Annotated in this window: 16 protein-coding genes and 3 tRNA genes; 11 read left to right on the top strand and 8 right to left on the bottom strand. The window is 73.4% G+C overall.

Going from position 1 to position 20,485, the window contains the following annotated elements; all coding sequences use genetic code 11:
- Window positions 1-16 precede the first annotated feature (16 nt).
- The 5 genes from AB0G74_RS19795 to AB0G74_RS19775 all read left to right on the top strand — a co-directional run bounded on the left by AB0G74_RS19795 (window position 17) and on the right by AB0G74_RS19775 (window position 9,067).
- Window positions 17-2,242: a DNA polymerase III subunit gamma and tau gene (locus AB0G74_RS19795; RefSeq protein ID WP_361147916.1), complete on the top strand. Its 2,226-nt coding sequence runs from the start codon at window positions 17-19 to the stop codon at window positions 2,240-2,242.
- A 59-nt stretch (window positions 2,243-2,301) separates the two neighbouring features.
- Window positions 2,302-3,555: a phosphoribosylamine--glycine ligase gene (purD, locus tag AB0G74_RS19790; RefSeq protein WP_361147914.1), complete on the top strand. Its 1,254-nt coding sequence runs from the start codon at window positions 2,302-2,304 to the stop codon at window positions 3,553-3,555.
- A 774-nt stretch (window positions 3,556-4,329) separates the two neighbouring features.
- A complete protein-coding gene (locus AB0G74_RS19785) occupies window positions 4,330-6,084 on the top strand; it encodes a hypothetical protein (protein WP_361147978.1) in 1,755 nt (584 codons plus the stop codon).
- 446 nt (window positions 6,085-6,530) lie between these two features.
- Window positions 6,531-8,066, top strand: coding sequence for a N,N-dimethylformamidase beta subunit family domain-containing protein (locus AB0G74_RS19780; protein WP_361147912.1), 1,536 nt, complete (start codon window positions 6,531-6,533; stop codon window positions 8,064-8,066).
- Between the two features lie 98 nt (window positions 8,067-8,164).
- Window positions 8,165-9,067 carry a phosphoribosylaminoimidazolesuccinocarboxamide synthase gene (locus AB0G74_RS19775; RefSeq protein ID WP_361147909.1) on the top strand — a complete coding sequence of 301 codons (903 nt, stop codon included), beginning with the start codon at window positions 8,165-8,167 and terminating at the stop codon, window positions 9,065-9,067.
- Between the two features lie 139 nt (window positions 9,068-9,206).
- Here the strand turns inward: AB0G74_RS19775 and AB0G74_RS19770 are convergent.
- The 8 genes from AB0G74_RS19770 to AB0G74_RS19735 form a co-directional block, all read right to left on the bottom strand.
- A tRNA-Gly gene (locus AB0G74_RS19770) sits at window positions 9,207-9,279 on the bottom strand.
- A 25-nt stretch (window positions 9,280-9,304) separates the two neighbouring features.
- Window positions 9,305-9,913 carry a response regulator transcription factor gene (locus AB0G74_RS19765; RefSeq protein WP_361147907.1) on the bottom strand — a complete coding sequence of 203 codons (609 nt, stop codon included), beginning with the start codon at window positions 9,911-9,913 and terminating at the stop codon, window positions 9,305-9,307.
- Window positions 9,910-11,376 (bottom strand): histidine kinase, encoded by a 1,467-nt coding sequence (locus tag AB0G74_RS19760; RefSeq protein WP_361147905.1) that lies wholly within the window; start codon window positions 11,374-11,376, stop codon window positions 9,910-9,912. The genes AB0G74_RS19765 and AB0G74_RS19760 overlap by 4 nt, the downstream gene beginning before the upstream one ends.
- 23 nt (window positions 11,377-11,399) lie before the next feature.
- Complete coding sequence (locus tag AB0G74_RS19755) at window positions 11,400-12,200, bottom strand: ABC transporter permease (protein WP_361147903.1); 801 nt, start codon at window positions 12,198-12,200, stop codon at window positions 11,400-11,402.
- A 1-nt stretch (window position 12,201) separates the two neighbouring features.
- Window positions 12,202-13,119 (bottom strand): ABC transporter ATP-binding protein, encoded by a 918-nt coding sequence (locus tag AB0G74_RS19750; protein WP_361147901.1) that lies wholly within the window; start codon window positions 13,117-13,119, stop codon window positions 12,202-12,204.
- Between the two features lie 159 nt (window positions 13,120-13,278).
- Window positions 13,279-13,351: transfer RNA gene (locus AB0G74_RS19745), tRNA-Gly, on the bottom strand.
- Window positions 13,352-13,429: 78 nt separating this feature from the next.
- A tRNA-Gly gene (locus AB0G74_RS19740) sits at window positions 13,430-13,501 on the bottom strand.
- A 322-nt stretch (window positions 13,502-13,823) separates the two neighbouring features.
- On the bottom strand, window positions 13,824-14,159 hold the full coding sequence (locus AB0G74_RS19735; protein WP_358828044.1) for an Lsr2 family protein: 336 nt from the start codon (window positions 14,157-14,159) through the stop codon (window positions 13,824-13,826).
- Between the two features lie 592 nt (window positions 14,160-14,751).
- On the opposite strand from AB0G74_RS19735, the gene purS reads away from it, so the two are divergent.
- The 6 genes from purS (at window position 14,752) to AB0G74_RS19705 (ending at window position 20,457) form a co-directional block, all read left to right on the top strand.
- Window positions 14,752-15,000: a phosphoribosylformylglycinamidine synthase subunit PurS gene (gene purS, locus AB0G74_RS19730; protein ID WP_006348228.1), complete on the top strand. Its 249-nt coding sequence runs from the start codon at window positions 14,752-14,754 to the stop codon at window positions 14,998-15,000.
- Window positions 14,997-15,677, top strand: coding sequence for a phosphoribosylformylglycinamidine synthase subunit PurQ (gene purQ / locus AB0G74_RS19725; RefSeq protein WP_361147898.1), 681 nt, complete (start codon window positions 14,997-14,999; stop codon window positions 15,675-15,677). The genes purS and purQ overlap by 4 nt, the downstream gene beginning before the upstream one ends.
- Window positions 15,678-15,714: 37 nt before the next feature.
- Window positions 15,715-17,964, top strand: coding sequence for a phosphoribosylformylglycinamidine synthase subunit PurL (gene purL, locus AB0G74_RS19720; RefSeq protein ID WP_361147896.1), 2,250 nt, complete (start codon window positions 15,715-15,717; stop codon window positions 17,962-17,964).
- A gap of 151 nt (window positions 17,965-18,115) precedes the next feature.
- Window positions 18,116-18,667, top strand: coding sequence for a winged helix-turn-helix domain-containing protein (locus AB0G74_RS19715; protein WP_361147894.1), 552 nt, complete (start codon window positions 18,116-18,118; stop codon window positions 18,665-18,667).
- An 82-nt stretch (window positions 18,668-18,749) separates the two neighbouring features.
- Window positions 18,750-19,697 (top strand): M23 family metallopeptidase, encoded by a 948-nt coding sequence (locus AB0G74_RS19710; protein WP_361147891.1) that lies wholly within the window; start codon window positions 18,750-18,752, stop codon window positions 19,695-19,697.
- A 10-nt stretch (window positions 19,698-19,707) separates the two neighbouring features.
- Window positions 19,708-20,457, top strand: a complete 750-nt coding sequence (locus AB0G74_RS19705; RefSeq protein WP_361147889.1) for a sterol carrier family protein — start codon at window positions 19,708-19,710, stop codon at window positions 20,455-20,457.
- The last annotated feature ends 28 nt before the right edge of the window (window positions 20,458-20,485 follow it).

The following is a 20,485-nucleotide window of genomic DNA, read 5'->3' as shown; positions in this document are numbered from 1 at the left end:
CGATAGCCTCGTAGGTGTGTCGTCGCTTGCGTTGTACCGCCGCTATCGCCCGGAGTCCTTCGCCGAGGTCATCGGGCAGGAGCATGTCACCGACCCGTTGCAGCAGGCCCTGCGGAACAACCGGGTCAATCACGCGTACCTGTTCAGCGGGCCGCGCGGGTGCGGGAAGACGACCAGTGCGCGGATTCTGGCCCGCTGTCTGAACTGTGAGCAGGGGCCGACGCCGACGCCGTGCGGGGAGTGCCGGTCGTGCCGGGACCTGGCGCGGAACGGGCCGGGGTCGATCGATGTGATCGAGATCGACGCGGCGTCGCACGGCGGTGTGGACGACGCCCGTGACCTGCGGGAGAAGGCGTTCTTCGGGCCGGCCGGCAGTCGCTACAAGATCTACATCATCGACGAGGCCCATATGGTCACCCCGCAGGGCTTCAATGCCCTGCTGAAGGTGGTCGAGGAGCCCCCGGAGCATCTGAAGTTCATCTTCGCGACCACGGAGCCCGAGAAGGTCATCGGGACCATCCGGTCGCGGACGCATCACTACCCGTTCCGGCTGGTGCCGCCGGGGACGCTCCGGGACTATCTGGGCCAGGTCTGCGGGCAGGAGAAGATCCCCGTCGCGGACGGGGTGCTGCCGCTGGTGGTGCGGGCCGGGGCCGGGTCCGTGCGGGACTCGATGTCCGTGATGGACCAGTTGCTGGCGGGTGCCACCGAGGAGGGTGTGACCTATGCCATGGCCACCGGTCTCCTCGGGTACACCGACGGGTCCCTGCTGGACGCCGTGGTGGACGCCTTCGCCGCCGGGGACGGGGCCGCGGCCTTCGAGGTGGTGGACCGGGTCATCGAGGGGGGGAACGACCCCCGGCGGTTCGTCGCCGATCTGCTGGAGCGGCTCCGTGATCTGGTGATCCTGGCCGCCGTGCCGGACGCCGCCGAGAAGGGGCTGATCGACGCCCCGGCCGATGTCGTGGAGCGGATGGCCGCCCAGGCGTCCGTCTTCGGCGCCGCCGAGCTGAGCCGGGCCGCCGACCTGGTCAACACCGGTCTTACGGAGATGCGGGGGGCGACCTCGCCCCGGCTGCAGCTGGAGCTGATCTGCGCCCGGGTGCTGCTGCCCGCCGCCTTCGACGACGAGCGGTCGACGCAGGCCCGGCTCGACCGGCTGGAGCGGGGCGCCGCCGCGGGTGCCGTGTTCCAGCCGGGACCGGCGGGCCCGCCCGGTCCGGCGATGGGGTACGTCCCCGGGCCCGAGGCCGCCGCGCATACGCCTCCGCGGGCCGCCCCGGCGCCCGTCGTTCCCGAGCCCGTGGCGCCGCCCGCGGCCGAGCCCGTAGCGCCGCCCGTCGCCGAGCCGCCGCAGCCCCAGTCGCAGCAGCCCGCGCAGGCCCAGGCGAGGCCCGGTGCCTGGCCCGGTGCCGCCGCGCCCGGTGACGGCGGCGGCGCGCGGCGGCCCGGTGGCTGGCCGACCGCCGCCGCGCCCGGGGAGGGCGCCAGGCCCCCCGCCGCTCCCGCCACTCCCGCCGCGGCCCCCGCCGCCCCGGTGCCCGCCCCGCAGGGGCAGCCCGCCGCGCAGGCGCCCTCGGCCGGGATGGCGCAGGGCGCGGCCCAGGTACGGAACATGTGGCCGTCGATCCTGGAGGCCGTGAAGAACCGGCGGCGCTTCACCTGGATCCTGCTGAGCCAGAACGCCCAGGTCGCGGGGTTCGACGGGACGACCCTCCAGATCGGCTTCCTCAACCCCGGGGCCCGGGACAACTTCGCGGGCAGCGGCAGTGAGGACGTGCTCCGCCAGGCGCTCTCCGAGCAGTTCAACGTCCACTGGAAGATCGAGGCCATCGTCGATCCCACCGGCGGCGCCGGAGGCCCCGGCAGCGCCGGATACGGCGGCGGAGGCGGCACCGGTGGCACCGGCGGCTCCGGTGGTGGTGGCTACGGCGGCGGACGCCCGCCCCAGGCGCCCCCGGCCGCGCCCCGGAGTGCCCCCCAGGCCGCGCCGAGCGCCCCCGCCCCCGCGGCCGTAGCGCAGCGGCCCCCGGCCCCGCAGTCCGGCGACGGGCCGCCGCAGGCCGCGCCCGCACGGGATTCCGCCGCTTCGCGGCAGCACGCGGGGCCCCCGCCGGTCGCTCCGGAGGACGACGTTCCGGAGGACGACGACCCCGATCTGGTGGACTCCGCGCTCTCCGGTCACGACCTGATCGTGCGCGAGCTGGGCGCCACCGTCCTGGAGGAATATACGAATGAGTAGACCCCGGTCTTAGGAGGGCCGTACAGGCTCCGGCGCCCGCGGCGGTTAGGCTGGCGCCCGTGAAGGTCCTCGTCATCGGCGGCGGCGCCCGCGAACACGCCCTGTGCCGCTCTCTCTCCCTCGACCCCGACGTCACCGCTGTGCACTGCGCCCCCGGCAATGCGGGCATCGGCGAGGTCGCCGAGCTGCACTCCGTCGACGCGCTCGACGGCGCGGCCGTCGCCCGGCTCGCCCGCGAACTGGACGCCGGTCTCGTCGTCGTGGGCCCGGAGGCGCCGCTCGTCGCCGGGGTCGCCGACGCCGTGCGCGCCGCCGGGATCCCCTGCTTCGGCCCCTCCCGGGAGGCGGCCGTCCTGGAGGGCTCCAAGGCGTTCGCGAAGGACGTCATGGCGGCGGCCGGGGTACCGACCGCCCGCAGTTACGTCTGTACGAACGCCGCCGAGATCGACGAGGCCCTCGACGCCTTCGGCGCCCCGTACGTCGTGAAGGACGACGGCCTCGCGGCCGGAAAGGGCGTCGTCGTCACCGATGACGTCGCCGCCGCCCGCGCCCACGCCCTCGTCTGCGAGCGGGTCGTCATCGAGGAGTACCTCGACGGCCCGGAGGTCTCCCTCTTCGCCGTCACCGACGGCGAGACGGTCGTCCCGCTCACCCCCGCCCAGGACTTCAAGCGCGCCCTCGACGGCGACGCGGGCCCCAATACCGGCGGCATGGGCGCCTACTCGCCGCTGCCGTGGGCCGACCCCAAGCTCGTGGACGACGTACTGAACACCGTCCTCCAGCCGACGGTGGACGAGCTGCGCCGCCGTGGCACGCCGTTCTCCGGGCTGCTCTACGCGGGCCTCGCGATCACCTCGCGCGGCGTCCGCGTCATCGAGTTCAACGCCCGCTTCGGCGACCCGGAGACCCAGGTCGTCCTGGCCCGGCTGCGGACCCCGCTCGCGGGGCTGCTGCTGCACGCCGCCAAGGGCACCCTCGCCGACGCGCCGCCGCTGCGCTGGCACGAGGACGCCGCCGTCACCGTGGTCGTGGCCTCCCACAACTACCCGGACACGCCCCGCACCGGCGACCCGATCGGCGGCCTCGCGGACGTCGCGGACCAGGACGCCCCGTACGCCTACGTCCTGCACGCCGGGACCCGCCGCGAGGGCGACGACGTCGTCAGCGCGGGCGGCCGGGTGCTCTCCGTCACGGCGACGGGGAAGGATCTGCGCGAGGCGCGGGAGCGCGCGTACGCGGCCGTGGGCCGGATTCGGCTCGACGGCTCCCACCACCGTACGGACATCGCCGGGGCGGCCGCCGAGGCGTCGTAGACGCGTGGCGACGCGGACGGACCCGCCGGTACGTCCACGGGCGTACCGGTGGCCGGGGCCGTCCGTGAGCGCGTCGGCGGATGCGCGTACGCGGCGGTACGCGGAGACGTACGGACGTGGCCGCGGAGCCGGGCGCGGCCGGTGTGCTCGGTACGCCGGATGCGGCGGATGTGCCGGGCGTGATGCGGCGATGCGGGCGTTGCCCGTGCACATTCATGACACCGCCGTGACGGTCGGAGCCGGGGCGGGAAGGGGCTCGTGTCCTCCTTCCCGCCCCGGTTCCGTTGCGGGTGGGACGGCCGGTCCGGGGCCGGGGGACGGGCCGCGGCCGGTGCGGTCCGCTCCGCCCGGAGCGGCGGTACGGCCCCGCCCCGGGGCCCGGTTCGTCCGGCGCCGACGGTTCCGTCCCGGGTGCCGAAGCCGGTCTCGTACGGCACTCTCCGCCGCCCCCGACCCGCTGGTCACAGCGGGAATCCGCCCGGATCCGGGGCCGGGTGCGAGTTGGCGTATTCACGCCATCTCCACGGGGAACTCACACTCTCCGCTCATTCGTCATCACCTTTGACCAAAGCCATTCCATCGGGTGACGCTCGGCCATCCGGATGACGCCCGCGATCGCCCCAACTATGGTGCGGCGGAGGCGTTCCGGCACTTGGCCCACCGGCATTGCGATGTCGGTGGCGGGTGCCACAGTGGGTGGAGTGCACCACCCACACCGTCGCGGGGCAGAGGGGGTGAGGACCGGCCGTGTCCATTACCGGGACCAGTGAGTCGATGTCGATCGGCGCGCGGGCCGCGCGCTCACGGGCGCTGGCCGTGCTGCGGATCCGTGGCAGAGCCGTCGCGGTCGCGATCCTGCCCGCGGCCGTCGCCGTGGTGTTGTTCGCGGGCGGGAACACCGGCCATATGCGGGGTCCGGGCTGGGACACCGCCCGGACCGCCGCGCTGGCCGTAGCGCTCGTGGTGGGCGTGGTGGCGCTGGGTGTCGCGGCGGTGATCGCGCGGGCCAGACCCGCCCTCAGCCCGACTGTCGAGATCCCCGAGAGCGCGGCCCCCGACCTCTACCGCCTGGTCCGGGAGCTGGCCGACCGGCTGGGAGTGCCCGCGCCCTCCGCGCTCGCGCTCACCCCCGACTGCGACAGCTGGCTGGAGGACCGTACGCACCGGGCGCACCGCCCACTGCGGGCGGTCCGGCCGCCCGCAGGCCCGGATCCCGACCGGGACCGGCCGCCCGAGGCGCCCGTGCTGGTCATCGGGTCGCCGTTCCTGTGGTGGATGCGGGTCGCCGAGCTGCGGGCCCTGCTCGCGCCCGTGGTGGCGGGCACGGCGTCCGCGGCCCAGCCCGACATAGCCGGGGCGCGCCGCTTCGTCCGCGGTCTGGACGCCGCGGTCGCCCTCGGCACCCGGCCCGCCGGGACGGCGTGGTCCGCCGGGGCGGTCGCCTCCCAGGCCCCCGCCCGGGCCGGGACCGGCCGGAGCGGAACCGGGTGGATACGGCTGCTGCGCGGTCTGCTCGGTCTTCCCCGGGTGCTCGTGCTGGGCTTCGTCGCCCGCGTCGCCCGGCTGCTGCTGCGCGCCTGCCGGACCCATGCCGCCGAGATGGAGCGGGGCGTCGCCGCCGCCGCGTCCGAGCGCGCCCAGGACGTCGACTACGGGCTGCGGATCGTCGCCCAGGAGCAGGTCGGCCTCGCCTACGCGGGCTGGGACCGGCTGCTCACCCGGGTCGCCCTGCCCGCCTGGCGGATGGGCCGCTGGCCCGCCCGGCTGGACGCCGGGGTGGTCTCCGCCCTGACCGAGCTGTCCCGCCGCGACCGGCTCGCGGAGGGCTTCGCCACCCGTCTCGGCGAGCGGCCCGCCTGCGATCTGCTGGAGGAGCCGGGCGCCATGGACGAGGCCGCGTCCCTGCTCGCGGCCCGGCTCTTCCACGGCGGCCCGGCCGCGCCGGGACCCGACTGGTCGCCCGTCGACTGGCGGCAGTATCCGGAGGAGGTCGTGGACCGGAAGTGGCGGACGGAGGCGGCCCGGCTCCACCGCGTCCTCGACGAACAGAAGGCGGCGCCCGCCGCCGGGCCGACCCTGGAGCGCGTACTGACCCGGCTCACCGGGCCGGGACCGGAGGCCGGTGACCGGCTCGCCGAAGGCATCGGCGCCGCCGTCGCCCGGGAGGAGGCCGACCGGACGGCCCGCTCCGGCGCCCCGGGGGACCGCTCGGGGCCGGGCGCCGTCGAGGCGCCCCACGGCTGGGGCGCCGACCCGCTGCCCCTCTTCCCCCTCCAGCCCCCGCGCACCGGCCGGGAGCTGCTCGCCGACCATGTCACCGCCATGGTGTGCTGTGCCGCCGTCGACACCGCCGGGGCCCGCCCCGGTCTCGACTGGCTCGACGGCCCCGCCCTGCTCTTCCACGGGGAGCGCCGCGCGGATCTGGCCTCCCGGGTCCTCACCCTCACGGAGGACGGCGACCCCGGGCCGCTGCGCGCCTGGCTCGCCGCCAACGGCATCCGTACGGAGAAGCCGGTACGCCTCGTCTGACGTACGGTCCCCGGCCCCGCCCCGGTCCCGCCGCCCCGGCCCGCGTTGTTGCGCCGAACGAGGTGGTCCGGGGCGGTCCGGGGCCGTGAGCCCGGTGCTCCGTACGCCCGTAGAGGCCCGGTACCGGCCCCGGGTCCGTACGGCCGCCGCGTCGCCCTTCCCCCGCGCCGCCCGGCGGAAACCGGCCGCCCACCGCTCGTCCGGGGACATTCTCGCGACGAAGGGTGACAGTGCGAGCGCGTAATGTGATGTGCTGGGCCCTCGTCCGGTGGACGGCACGCGGCACGCGGTGTACCGGGACGCGGCCCGTCCGGCGACGGGGCGCGGAGCGCACCGGGCGGGTCGATACCGGTGTGTCCACCCCCGGAGCGGCCACGGCGGATCAGTGCACGGGCGCGGCGTACGGGGCGTACGGGTGCGTACGAAGAGGGGCAGGGCGCGACGGCATGCGGGACACGGGGGCCGAGGGGCCCGAGCGATCCGAGGGACCCGGGACCACCGGCGAATCCACGGGTGAATCCAACGGCGGGTCCACCGGCGGGGCGCATGCCTCGCGGTACGGCTCCCGTGACGACGACACCGGCTGGGCCGTCCCCTGGTACGCCGATCCCGACCGGGGGCTGGGCGGCCGGGCGCCCCGGGCCCCGGCCGGCCCCCGGGGGCGGATCGGCGGCTTCGTCTCCAACGGCCCGGTCGCCCCGGGCGGGACCCTTGACTTCCACATCACCGTCGATCCGCCCCGGCCGTTCCAGGCCGATGTCTACCGCGTCGGGCACTACGCGGGCCGGGGCGCCGACAAGATCGCGACCGGTCCCAGGCTCCCCGGACTGGTCCAGCCGCCGCCGCTGGCCGCGGGCCGTACCGTCTCCTGCCATCACTGGTGGCTCTCCTGGCGGCTGAAGGTCCCGTCGTCCTGGGCCCCGGGCGCCCATATCGCGGTTCTGACCACCGCCGACGGCGACCGGGCCCATATCCCCTTCACGGTCCGCGACGACCGCCCCGCCGATCTGCTGCTGCTGATCCCCGATCTCACCTGGCAGGCCCGGAACCCGTACGCCGGTGACGACCGCGATCCGCACCCCGCCCCGGCCGCGGCGTCGGCGCAGGGGGCCCGCCCCGGCCCCCCCGGCCCCCCCGGCTCCCTCGGCTCCCCCGCCCTTCCCGGACCGCCGCCGGGCGAGCCCGGAGCCGGTGAGATCACCACGGTCTCCTTCGACCGGCCGTACGCGGGCTCCGGCCTCCCGCCGCTCGCCGGGCACGCCTACGACGTCATCCGCTGGGCCGAGCGCTACGGCTACGACCTCGCCTACGCCGACGGCCGCGATCTGCACGCGGGCCGGATCGACCCCGGCCGCTACCGGGGCCTCGTCTTCCCCGGCCCCGACGCGTACTGGACCGTCCCCATGCGCCGGGCCGCCGAGGCCGCCCGCGACGCCGGGACGTCCCTCGTCTTCCTCTCCGCGGGCACCCTCTCCCGCCAGTCCGAGCTGGCCGCCTCCGCCTCCGGCGCCCCGGACCGGCTGCTGACCTGGCGCGACCGCCGCGGTCCCGGCAGACCGGCGCTCTGGCGGGACACGGACCGGGCCGAGCAGCTGCTGCTCGGCATCCAGTACGAGGGCCGGGTCCCCGAACCCCGCCCCCTGGTCGTACGGAACGCGGACCACTGGCTCTGGGAGGCCACCGGCGCGGGTGAGGGCGACGAACTGCCCGGCCTGGTCGCCGGGGAGGCCGACCGCTACTTCCCGCGTACGTCGCTGCCCGAGCACCGGGGCCGGATCCTGCTCGCGCACTCGCCGTACGCGGATCCGGCGGGGGTCCGGCGCCACCAGGAGACGTCCCTGTACCGGGCACCCTCCGGGGCCCTGGTCTTCGCCTCGGGCACCTCCGCCTGGTCCCCGGCGCTCGACCGGCCCGGCCGGGTCGACGCCCGGGTCCAGCGGGCCACGGCCAACCTCCTCGACCGGATCTGCAAACGGGACTGACCCCGCCACCGGCGCGCGACCGCGCACCGCCCCGTGAGCGTCCGGGGCCGGGCTGAGAGAATCGGAACCACGCACGTCGGAAACCACGAGGAGCAACCGTGTCCGGATTCGTCGAAAAGCCCGAAGCGCCACAGGTGCCGGGGCTGGTCCATCTCCACACCGGCAAGGTGCGGGAGCTGTACCGCAACGACGCGGGCGAGCTCGTGATGGTCGCGACCGACCGCATCTCGGCCTACGACTGGGTGCTTCCGACCGAGATCCCCGACAAGGGGCGGGTCCTGACCCGGCTGTCGCTCTGGTGGTTCGACCGGCTCGCCGATCTCGTCCCGCACCACGTCCTCAGTACCGAACTCCCGCCCGGCGCCCCCGCCGACTGGGAGGGCCGCACCCTGGTCTGCAAGTCCCTCGACATGATCCCGGTCGAGGCGGTCGCCCGCGGCTATCTCACCGGCTCCGGGCTCGCCGAGTACCAGGAGAGCCGCACGGTCTGCGGGCTGGCCCTCCCCGAGGGGCTCACCGACGGCTCCGAACTCCCCGCGCCGATCTTCACCCCGGCGACCAAGGCCGAGGTCGGCGACCACGACGAGAACGTCTCCTACGAGGAGGTCGCCCGCCGGGTCGGCGCCGAGACGGCGGCCCTGCTGCGCCAGACGACGCTCGCGGTCTACGGCCGGGCCCGGGACATCGCCCGGGAGCGGGGCATCGTCCTCGCGGACACCAAGTTCGAGTTCGGCCGGGACGACCGAGGCGCCCTGGTCCTCGCCGACGAGGTACTGACGCCCGACTCGTCCCGGTTCTGGCCCGCCGACCGCTGGGCCCCGGGCCGCGCCCAGCCGTCCTTCGACAAGCAGTTCGTCCGGGACTGGCTGACGTCCCCCGAATCCGGCTGGGACCGCAAGGGCGAGCTGCCTCCGCCGCCGCTGCCGGAGCGGGTCGTCGAGGCGACCCGGGCCAAGTACCTGGAGGCGTACGAGATCCTGACCGGCACCACCTGGTTCTGACCGGGGCATCCCGACCGCCCGGCCCGGCGCGACTGCACGGGTTCGGGCGGCGCCCCGGGACCCGGAAGCGGAAGCGGTACGACGAAGGTGGAAAGCGGTACGACGAAGGCCCCGGTCTTCCGACCGGGGCCTTCACTTGAGCGGACGACCAGGTTCGAACTGGCGACCTCAACCTTGGCAAGGTTGCGCTCTACCAACTGAGCTACGTCCGCGCCACGCCCTTCGGCGCGCTGCCAACTATACCCAACCGCGGTCGCGGGCGAGCCGGGCCGCCGCGTGCCGGTTCTCGGCCCCGAGCTTGGAGACGGCCGACGACAGATAGTTCCGTACGGTCCCCTGCGAGAGCGCGGCCCGCCGGGCGATCTCCGCGACCGGCGCCCCGTCGGCCGCCAGCTCCAGCACCTCCGCCTCGCGGGCGGTCAGCGGGGAGTCCCCGGCGGAGATCGCGTCCGCCGCCAACTCGGGGTCGACATAGCGGTTTCCGGCGTGGACGGTACGGATGATCTCGGCCAGCCGCTGGGCGCTGACCGTCTTGGGCACGAAGCCGCGCACCCCGGCGGTGAGGGCCCGCTTCAGATGGCCGGGCAGCCCGTGACTGGTGACGATCATGGTTCTGCAGCCGGGGAGTTCGGTACGGAGCGATGTGGCGACACTCACACCGTCGGCGCCCGGCATCTGGAGATCGAGCACGGCGACATCGGGCCGGTGGGTCCGGGCCATGGCGAGCGCCTCGGGCCCGGACGCGGCCTCGGCGACGACCTCCAGATCGTCTTCGAGGGAGAGGAGCGCGGCGAGCGCGCCCCGGATCAGATGCTCGTCGTCGGCGAGCAGTACGCGGACGGTCACGCGTCCCCCTCCGGCCTCGTACGCCCCGCCACCAGAGCCGCGGCGTCAACGTCAACGTCGGCCGATGCCGATGCCGGTGTCTCTGGTGGTGCTGGTGCCGCTTCCGCCGCGTCCCCGGGCCCACGGCCACGGAGCCGGACCGGCTCATCCGCCCCCGTCCCACCCGGCGGTACGTCCCCGAAACCACCGGCGCCACCGACACCACCGGAACCCGCGTCCGCCCCGGCCTCCGCACCGCGACCCTCCGGCGCACCCGCCAGCGGTACCCGTGCCGTCACCCGGAACCTGGCACCCCGTACCCGGTCCGCCGCCAGCGTCCCGCCCACGGCGGCCAGCCGCTCCCGCAGCCCCGCGAGCCCGGAACCACCGCCGCCCGGCCGGAGCGACGGGGCGTCCGCCCGGTCGTTCTCCACCACCAGGACCACGGTCTGCTCCACCAGCCCCACGGAGATCGTGCAGCGCCGCGCATCCCCGTGCCGCAGTACGTTCGTCACGCTCTCCCGCACCACCCACGCCAGCGCCGACCTGGCCTCGCCCGCCAGCCGCTCCGGCAGCTCGTCGGCGACGACCGTACAGGCGATACCCGCCGCGCCCAGGACGGACCGCGCGCCCTCCAGCTCGACCCGCAGATCCGCCTCCCGATAGCCCCGGACGACCTCGCGGACCTCCCGCTGCGAATTCCGGGCGATCTCCTGGACCTCCGTCATCTGGTCGACGGCCGCCGGACGGCCGCGCCGGGCCAGCTCCACCGCCAGCTCGGACTTGAGCGCGATCACCGCCAGATTCCGGCCCAGGACGTCATGGAGATCCCGCCCGAACCGCAGCCGCTCCTCGGCGACCGCCAGCCGGGCCTGGACGTCCCGGGCGTCCCGCACCTCCCACATGATCTTCAGCAGCCAGATCGAGGCGATCGCCGTGAAGGCCAGCCAGCCGGTCAGGAACCCGGCCGCGATCGTGATCGGGACCAGCTCGGCCAGGGAGTAGCCGTCGACCGCCAGCACCGCCACGATCGTGATCAGCGCCCCGGCGTGGACGAGAACCGTCGTCCTGGCCGGTACGAGCAGGCTGTGGGCGGTCAGGAACGGCAGCAGCCCCCCGGCGATCAGATAGGCCACCCCTTCGTCGAGCTGGTCGACCGAACCGGCCACCGCCAGGCCGACGCCGAGGGCGGTGTTCGTCGTGGCGAGCGCGGCGCCCGCGACGAGCAGCCGCCGCGACACCTCGCCCCGCCCCAGGTAGGAGTCCATCGCGCGGCGCAGCAGCCGGGCGCCGACGACCGCCGACGCCAGCCCGGTCAGCAGCCCGAACCCGGCGACCACCGGGGCGTTCTCCCGTACCGGGCGGGTGACGATCATCAGGATGAAGACCAGGGCCGTGGCCCAGTAGACCGTATAGACGGTGCCCCGGCTGTAGATGTCGACCTTGGCGAGCCCACTGCGCCCGGTCCAGCCCTTGACCCGCACGGAACCCTCCCTGAAGCTGCTGGTCAGCGACGGGGCTCCCAGCGGAACCACCGGTTCACAGCAAACACCGAGAGCACGATCCACGCCAGGGCGGTCAGCGCCGCCCCCAGCAGGTCCTTGCCGTCGGACGCCCCCACCCAGCCGTCGCGGATCAGGGTCATCACCCCGGTCATCGGCAGCAGCTCGGCGATCGACGCCACCTTCTCCGGCATCAGCTCCAGGGGTACGAAGAGCCCGGAGCCCAGCGCCGACACCAGATAGACCGGCATCGTGGTGAGCTGCGCGCTCTCCACGGTCCTGGTCACCGCCGACACCACCAGGGCCAGTGCCACCAGCAGTACGACCCCCAGCACCACCCCGGCCAGCAGCAGATCGGGCCGCTTCGGGGCGCCGACGTCGAGCAGCGCGATCGACGCCGCGACCAGCAGCAGTACCTGGGCGAGCGCCAGCCCGACGGCGGGCAGCGCCGTCCCGGCCAGGATCTCCCGGTCGGAGATCTCACCGGTCCGCAGCCGCTTGAGGACCAGCTCCTCGCGCCGCGCCACGTAGGCGGAGACCAGGTTCACATGGATCACCAGCAGCAGGATGAAGCCCGTACCGCCGATGACCGCGGCCTCCGCGAGGCTCATCTTTATCTTGCCGAGGTCCAGTTCCTTCAGCGACGACTGCATCGCCAGCACCATCGCCAGCGGCAGCAGCAGCGCCACGAAGAGCGCGGCCCGGTTCCGTACCAGCAGCGTCAGTTCGGCCCGGCCGAGCGCGCTCAGCCGGCCCACCGCCGTACTCCGCGCCCCGGTCCCGTCCGTCAGTTGTGCCGTCGCCATCTCACACACCCGCCATTTCCGTCTGCGCGATCTCCAGGAACGCCTCTTCGAGCGAGGCGGCCCTGGCGTCCAGCCCCTCCAGCCGGTGCCCGCCCTCCCGGGCCCACCTGAGCAGTTCCTCCAGCGACTCCTGGAGCTGTTGGGTACGGATCTCCACCCGGCGGCCGTCGGCCGCGGCCCGCAGCGAGAGCGGCAGTACGGCCGGGGCCACGCCCCGCGGCAGCAGGAACCGGATCCGGGCCGGGCGGGAGGCCGTCACATCGGCCGGGGTGCCGGAGGTGACCACCACACCGTTGTGCATGATCGCCAGCCGGTCGGCCAGCGACTCCGCCTCCTCCAGGTAGTGCGTGGTGAGCAGGACCGTCGTCCCGGTGTCCCGCAGCGCCCGGACCAGATCCCAGGTGTCGCGCCGCCCCTCGGCGTCCAGACCGGTGGTCGGCTCGTCGAGGAAGAGGACCTCGGGCCGGCCGATCAGCGCCAGCGCCAGGTCCAGCCGCCGCCGCTCACCGCCGGAGAGCTGCTTGACCCGGACCTTCGCCCGCGCCCCGAGCCCCACCAGGTCCAGTGCCTCGGCGACCGGCCGGGCCCCGCTGGTGCAGCCCGCCCACATCCGGGCGGTCTCGGTGACCGTCAGATCGGAGGGGAAGCCGCCTTCCTGGAGCATGACCCCGATCCGGGGCCGGACGGCGGCGCGCTCCCGGTACGGGTCGTGGCCGAGGACGCGTACGGATCCGCCGGAGGGGGCCGCGAGCCCTTCGAGCAGCTCGACCGTCGAGGTCTTTCCCGCGCCGTTCGTCCCGAGCAGGGCGAAGATCTCGCCGCGCGCCACCGAGAGGGAGATTCCGCGGACGGCCTCGTAGCCGCCGCTGTAGCTGCGCCGGAGGCCCTCCGCCGCGATCACGTACTGGTCTGTGGTCATGGACCCAGATTTCCGCGCCCCGGGGGCCGTCGGCAGTGCGGGCTGTCATGGGCCCCGATGACATTTGTCATCGGGCGGCCGTGAGCCGATCACGAGGAGGCGGGGAAAGCGGTGCGGGAATGACAAAGGCCCCGGTCTTTCGACCGGGGCCTTTCACTGAGCGGACGACCAGGTTCGAACTGGCGACCTCAACCTTGGCAAGGTTGCGCTCTACCAACTGAGCTACGTCCGCATGCTCCCGACCGGCTTTCACCGGCGGTGCGAACACCACTGTACCTGATCCACCGGAGTGGTCGGTGCCAGTGATGAGAGCGGGTGACAGGGATTGCACACTGCGCCTTCCCCCTGGAAGGGGGATGTTCTACTACTGAACTACACCCGCACGCTGCTGAGGTGGGGCCTTTCGGCCTCGCCCCTCGGCGTGGTTCAGACTTTAGCCGACACCCCGGGGGTCCGTGCAACTCGGCGGCCGGGCCCCGGAGTCAGGGGTCCGGGAGGGCCGGTGCCGTACCCCCGGCTCCGGAGCGGGAAGCGCCGGACGGAACCGCCCGCCCGGCCGCGGCCGGCCCCGGGCGGCGAACCTCCGGGGCGGCGTGCCCGACCGGCCCGGAAGCCCCGGCCGGAAGCCGCGGCCGGAGAGCCCGCCCGGAAACCCGGCCCGGAGAACCGGACCCGGGCCCCGCCCCGGAGCCCCGCCGTCCGGCTCAACTCGCCTCGCGGAAAGCCTCGTACACCGCCTTCGGGATCCGTCCCCGGGCCGGGACGTCCATCTTGTTGGAGTGCGCCCAGGCCCGGACCGCGGCCGGGGACGGCTCCAGTGCCGTGTGCTTGTACGCGGTCCTGGGCTGCCGTCCCCGGCGTCCGGCGGGCTGCTTGCGGCCCGCGGCCAGGTAGGGCGCCAGGGCCGACCGCAGCTTCTTCGCGTTCGCGGTATTGAGGTCGATCTCGTAGGACTTTCCGTCCAGACCGAACAAGACCGTTTCCGCCGCTTCTCCGCCGTCGATGTCGTCGAAGAGCGCGACCACTACTTTCTGAGCCACGGATATCGGTCCTTTCCCGCGGTATCGCATCACGAGACGCTGCCCGGCCGGACGGCCGGGTAAACGGGTGAGCCGACCGCCTTCTCCGGCTCCGGATGTGGCGATACCGACTTTCCGGCAATGAGGGTTACGCATTCCTTTGTACAGCGGCCGACGGCCCATTGTGAAGCCCGCGCAATTGTCCGCGCGTGTTGTCGGGGGCGAGGTCGGGTCCCGGTACCGGCGTGAGCGGTCCGGCCCGGTTCCGCCGCCGGACCGGACCCCGGTGGCCGGGTGACACCCGCGCAATCCGGCCGTACCGTCCCGGCAAACGTCCCGGCAAAGACATCGCGATATTCTTCTTGATTTCCGGGCACTTCCCGAGGTCTTCCCCGGGTCTTGTGCCGTTCTTCCCCCGGTCTTCGCTCCAAGGTCGCCGTCCGGGATGTCCGTACCGCCGCCTTCAGGGCCGTGTCCGGTATGGCGTTCCGGGTGTTCTGTAGGTGTTCTCCCCGGCTTCCACCAGGGACGGATCGGATATCTACGCGAGTAGATTTTTTGGCCGGGTACGCTGTGACGACCGCCTTCGCACCACATCACCCCGGGAGTGCCCGTGGCACGCGTCGTAGTCGACGTCATGCTCAAGCCCGAGATCCTCGACCCGCAGGGACAGGCGGTGCAGCGCGCACTGCCCCGCCTCGGATTCGACGGGATCGCGGACGTACGTCAGGGAAAGCGTTTCGAGCTGGAGGTCGAGGGGCCGGTCGACGACGCCGCCCTCGCCCGTATCCATGAGATGGCCGAGACGTTTCTCGCCAACACCGTCATCGAGGACTTCGTTGTAAAGGTAGACGAGTCGTGACAACTCGTATCGGAGTCGTCACCTTCCCGGGCACGCTCGACGACCGGGACAGTCTGCGGGCGGTACGTCTCGCGGGCGCCGAACCCGTCGCCCTCTGGCACCGTGACAAAGATCTCCACCAGGTGGACGCCGTCGTACTCGCCGGTGGCTTCTCGTACGGCGACTATCTGCGCGCCGGGGCCATTTCCCGGTTCTCGCCGGTGATGGAGACGATCATCGAGCAGGCCAGGGCGGGCATGCCGGTCCTCGGTATCTGCAATGGTTTCCAGATCCTCACCGAGTCGCATCTGCTGCCCGGTGCCATGCTCCGGAACAACCACCTCCACTTCATCTGCCGCGATCAGGGCCTGAAGGTGGAGAACGCCGGTACCGCCTGGACCTCCGACTACGAGCCGGGCCAGGAGATCTCCGTACCGCTGAAGAACATCGACGGCCGGTACGTCGCCGACGAGCGGGTCCTGGACGAGCTGGAGGCCGAGGGCCGGGTGGCCTTCCGCTATCTGGGCACCAACCCGAACGGGTCGCTCCGCGACATCGCCGGGATCAGCAACGCCGAGGGCAATGTCGTCGGTCTGATGCCGCACCCGGAGCACGCCGTGGAGCCGCTGGTCGGCACCGGCCGCACCGACGGCCTCCCGTTCTTCACATCGGTCATCAAGAAGCTGGTCGCGGCGTGAGCGCGGGCGGACCTGTGAACACAGAGGGAACAGCAGCATGAGCCTGGACACGGTCAAGCACGCCACGGGCACGCCCGAAGCCGACCAGCCGTGGGCCGAACTCGGCCTCAAGGAGGACGAGTACGCCCGGATCCGCGAGATCCTGGGCCGCCGTCCGACCGGCGCCGAACTCGCCATGTACTCGGTCATGTGGTCCGAGCACTGCTCGTACAAGTCGAGCAAGGTGCATCTGCGCCAGTTCGCCGAGAAGGCCCCCGAGAACGACGCCCTGCTCGTCGGGATCGGCGAGAACGCGGGTGTGGTCGACGTCGGCCAGGGCTACGCGGTCACCTTCAAGGTCGAGTCGCACAACCACCCCTCCTACATCGAGCCCTACCAGGGCGCGGCCACCGGCGTCGGCGGTATCGTCCGCGACATCCTGGCGATGGGCGCCCGCCCGGTCGCCGTGGTCGACCCGCTGCGGTTCGGCGCCGCCGACCACCCCGACACCCGCCGCGTCCTGCCGGGCGTGGTCGCGGGCATCGGCGGCTACGGCAACTGCCTGGGCCTGCCCAATATCGGCGGCGAAGTCGTCTTCGACTCCTGCTACCAGGGCAATCCGCTGGTCAACGCGGGCTGCATCGGTGTGATGAAGCACGAGGACATCCACCTCGCCAAGGCGTCCGGCCCCGGCAACAAGGTGATCCTCTACGGCGCCCGCACGGGCGGCGACGGCATCGGCGGCGTCTCCGTCCTGGCCTCCGAGACCTTCGAGAGCACCGGCCCGGCCAAGCGGCCCGCCGTCCAGGTCGGCGACCCGTTCCAGGAGAAGCTCCTGATCGAGTGCACCCTGGAGATCTTCGCCGAGAAGCTGGTCGACGGGATCCAGGACCTCGGCGGCGCCGGGCTCTCCTGCGCCACCAGCGAGCTGGCCTCCGCCGGCTCCGGCGGAATGCGGATCGACCTCGACACCGTGCCGCTGCGCGACGCGACCCTCTCGCCCGAGGAGATCCTCATGAGCGAGTCGCAGGAGCGGATGTGCGCCATCGTCGAGCCCGGCAAGGTCGACCGCTTCCTGGAGATCTGCGAGAAGTGGGACGTCATCGCCACCGTCATCGGTGAGGTCACCGAGGGCGAGCGGCTGGAGATCTTCTGGCACGGCGAGCAGATCGTGGACGTACCGCCGCGGACCGTCGCCCACGAGGGCCCGGTCTACGAGCGTCCCTACGCCCGCCCCGAGTGGCAGGACGCCCTCCAGGCCGACGACGCGGCGAAGCTGCCCCGCCCGGCGGACGCGGCCGAGCTGCGCGAGCAGGTACTGCGGCTGGTGTCCTCGCCCAACCAGGCGTCCAAGGCGTGGGTGACCGACCAGTACGACCGGTTCGTCCAGGGCAATACGGTGCTCGCCCAGCCCGAGGACGCGGGCATGGTCCGGATCGACGAGGAGACCAACCTCGGCGTGGCGCTGGCGACCGACGGCAACGGCCGGTACGCCAAGCTGGACCCGTACACGGGCGCCCAGCTGGCGCTCGCGGAGGCGTACCGCAATGTCGCCGCCTCCGGCGCCCGGCCGCTCGCGATCTCCGACTGCCTGAACTTCGGCTCGCCGGAGGACCCGGGCGTGATGTGGCAGTTCGCCGAGGCCACCCGCGGTCTCGCGGACGGCTGCCGCCAGCTCGGTACGCCGGTCACCGGCGGCAATGTCTCCCTCTACAACCAGACCGGCGAGACGGCGATCCACCCGACGCCGGTCGTGGCGGTGCTCGGAGTGATCGACGACGTCACCCGGCGTACCCCGATCGGTTTCGCGGAGGAGGGGCAGCTGCTCTATCTGCTCGGCGACACCGCCGAGGAGTTCGGCGGCTCGGCCTGGTCGCAGGTGGTCCACGACCACCTCGGCGGACTGCCCCCGAAGGTCGACCTCGACCGGGAGAAGCTGCTGGCCGAGATCCTGATCTCGGCCTCGCGCGACGGCATGATCGACGCCGCGCACGACCTCTCCGACGGCGGTCTGGTCCAGGCGGTCGTGGAGTCCTGTCTGCGCGGCGGATACGGCGCCCGGCTGATCGTCCCCGACGGTCTCGACGCCTTCACCCTGCTCTTCAGCGAGTCGGCCGGACGCGCCGTGGTCGCCGTGCCGAGGAGCGAGGAGCTGCGGTTCACCGATATGTGCGGGGCCCGCGGGCTGCCCGTGACCCGGATCGGTGTGGTCGACGGCGACACGGTCGAGGTGCAGGGGGAGTTCTCGATCCCGCTGGCCGAGCTGCGTACCGCGCACGAGGAGACGATTCCGGCGCTGCTGGCCTGACCGGCCGCAGCCCGTTCCGTACGACGCCGAAGCCCCCGTCCGCACTTTCGCGGGCGGGGGCTTCGGCGTGCCCGGCGGGCGGCGTGGGCGTGAGGCAGGCGACCCGGAAGAATGTTTGCACGTAATTCCGTAACTACGTAGGATGGGTGTCATGGATCTGGAGCAGCGCGTCGCGGACCTGGAACTCCGGCTGGCCGCACTCGAACGGCGCGAGACGGGGGAGACCGGGCGGCGGCCCGCGCCCCCGGCCGATACCGATACCGACACCGCCGCCGGTACCGACGGCGGCGACACCTTCTGGGCCCTCAACGGCTTCAAGGAACGGCTCGCGGTCCTCGGCGCCGCCGACGGCGGAGTGCTCTTCACCGGCGACGTCCGGCTGCCCACCGGCGAGCGGTACGAATGGCAGTTCGGCGCGCTCACCGAAGACCTGCTGGACCGGGACTGGACCGCGGTCTCCGACGGCCTCGCCGCCCTCGGCCATCCGGTCCGGATCCGGCTGCTGCGGGAGATCCTCGGCGGTCGCCGGACCGCCGCCGAACTGGCCGAACTCGACGGCCTCGGCACATCCGGCCAGATCTACCACCATCTGCGCCAGCTCACCGCCGCGGGCTGGCTGCACACCGCGGGGCGCGGCCGGTACGCGGTACCGCCCGCGCGGACCGTGCCACTGCTGGTGGCCTTCCTGACCGCCCAGCCCTGACCGTCCGCCTTCGGCCGTCCGACTCTGACCGTCCGGCTTCGACCGTCCGTCGTCCGACGGACCCTCACCACCGGGGGAGCCCATGCCCGTACCGACCACACCGCCCGGCACCGCCTCTTCCGCCCCGGCCCGGCGCCGACGCGACCTCGTGAACCGGCTGCTGTCCGAGGTCTCCGCGGCCGGATTCCTGCTCTTCTGCACTCTGCTCGTCTGGGATCTCTTCCTGCCGGTACGGCTGCCCGGCGGCTGGACCACCGTCGTCGTCCCGGGCTTCGTCAGTGTCGGCCTCGTCGCCTACCGGGGCCACAGGGCGGCCGTCGAGTACCGAACCACCGAGCCGCCGGAGCCCGTCGAGGTCGGCGTCCCGGTCACCGGCCGCTGGGTGGCGCACAACAGCCCCGTCGACAAGACCCCCAGTCACGGCACCCACGAGTACGCGCAGACGTACGCCATCGACATCGTCGCCGAGCCGGTCGCGGGCCGGAACCCCGGCTTCAGCTGGCTCTGGCCCCTGGTCCGGCGCAGCTCCGCCTACCCCGCCTACGGGGTGCCCCTGCTGGCGACCGCCGACGCGACCGTCGTCCGGGCCCGCGACGGCCAGCGCGACCACCTCAGCCGCAGCTCCCCGCTGATGGTGATCTACCTGCTGGTGGTCGAGGGCCTCGCCCGCTCCCTGATCAGCCCCTGGCTCGTGATCGGCAACCATGTGGTGCTCGACCTCGGAGACGGCAACTACGCGCTCTACGCCCATGTGATGCGTGGCTCCCTGACCGTGAAGGAGGGCGACAAGGTAACCGCCGGGCAGACCATCGGCCGCTGCGGCAACTCCGGCAACTCCACCGAACCCCATGTCCACTTCCAGCTCATGGACCGGCCCGATCCGATACTGGCCCGTGGCGTACCGTTCCGCTGGCGGGGGATGGAGCTGCCCGCCAACGGCCGGGCCTTCACCGCCCCGGAGCCGGAGCCCGGCGCCGCGCCCGACGCCGATGGCGACATCGCGCCCGCTCCGGCCTCCGACACCCTCTAACCTCGACCCCATGCCCCCGGCCAAGAAGCGCGCCCGCCGTTACGACTCCGCCAAGCTCAGGCGGGCCGTCGTCACGCAGTACGGCACCGTGCGCACGGCCGTCGCCCGGCTCACGCCCGAACAGCTCGCCGACCGGACCGTACGGGAGCCGCTCGCCCGGCTCCACCGCGCGGCCGGGGACATCGTCGTCGCCACCGAGGCACCCGAACCCGCGCCCGGTGACGACCTCATCGCCCTGGAGCGCTGGCCGTACGCCGCCGCCCGCGCCGCCGCCGAGGGCGGCGACCCGCTCCAGGACACGTACGAGGCCGTCGCCGAGGCCGTCACCGGTACGCCCGACACCCGCCGGGTCGGCACCGAGGCCGGGCCCATGCGCTTCCCGGACTACCTGGTCACCCGGATCGTGGCACTCACCGTCCACACCGACGAGCTCAACGAGGCGCTGGAACCGGCCGGGATCACCGTCCCACTCGACCGTGAGGCGCTCGCCACCACCACCCGGCTCCTCGCCGACGCCCTCGCGACCGAGGCGCCCGGCGGCTCGGTGGAGCTGCGGATCCCGCCGTACGCGGTCGTCCAGTGCGTCGAGGGCCCCCGCCACACCCGGGGCACCCCGCCCAACGTGGTCGAGACGGACCCCCTGAGCTGGCTCCGCCTGGCCACGGGCCGCCTCACCTGGCCGGACGCGCTCCACTCCGCGAAGCTCTCCGCGAGCGGCGACCGCGCGGACCTCTCCGCGCTCCTCCCCCTCCTCCCCTGACGCCCCATGCCCCGGGGCGGGCCCGCGC

The sequence above is a fragment of the Streptomyces sp. NPDC020875 genome (assembly GCF_040641415.1).
GTDB lineage: Bacteria > Actinomycetota > Actinomycetes > Streptomycetales > Streptomycetaceae > Streptomyces.
The sequence above is the reverse complement of the archived record's forward strand: the minus strand, read 5'-3'. Positions and strand labels throughout refer to the sequence as shown.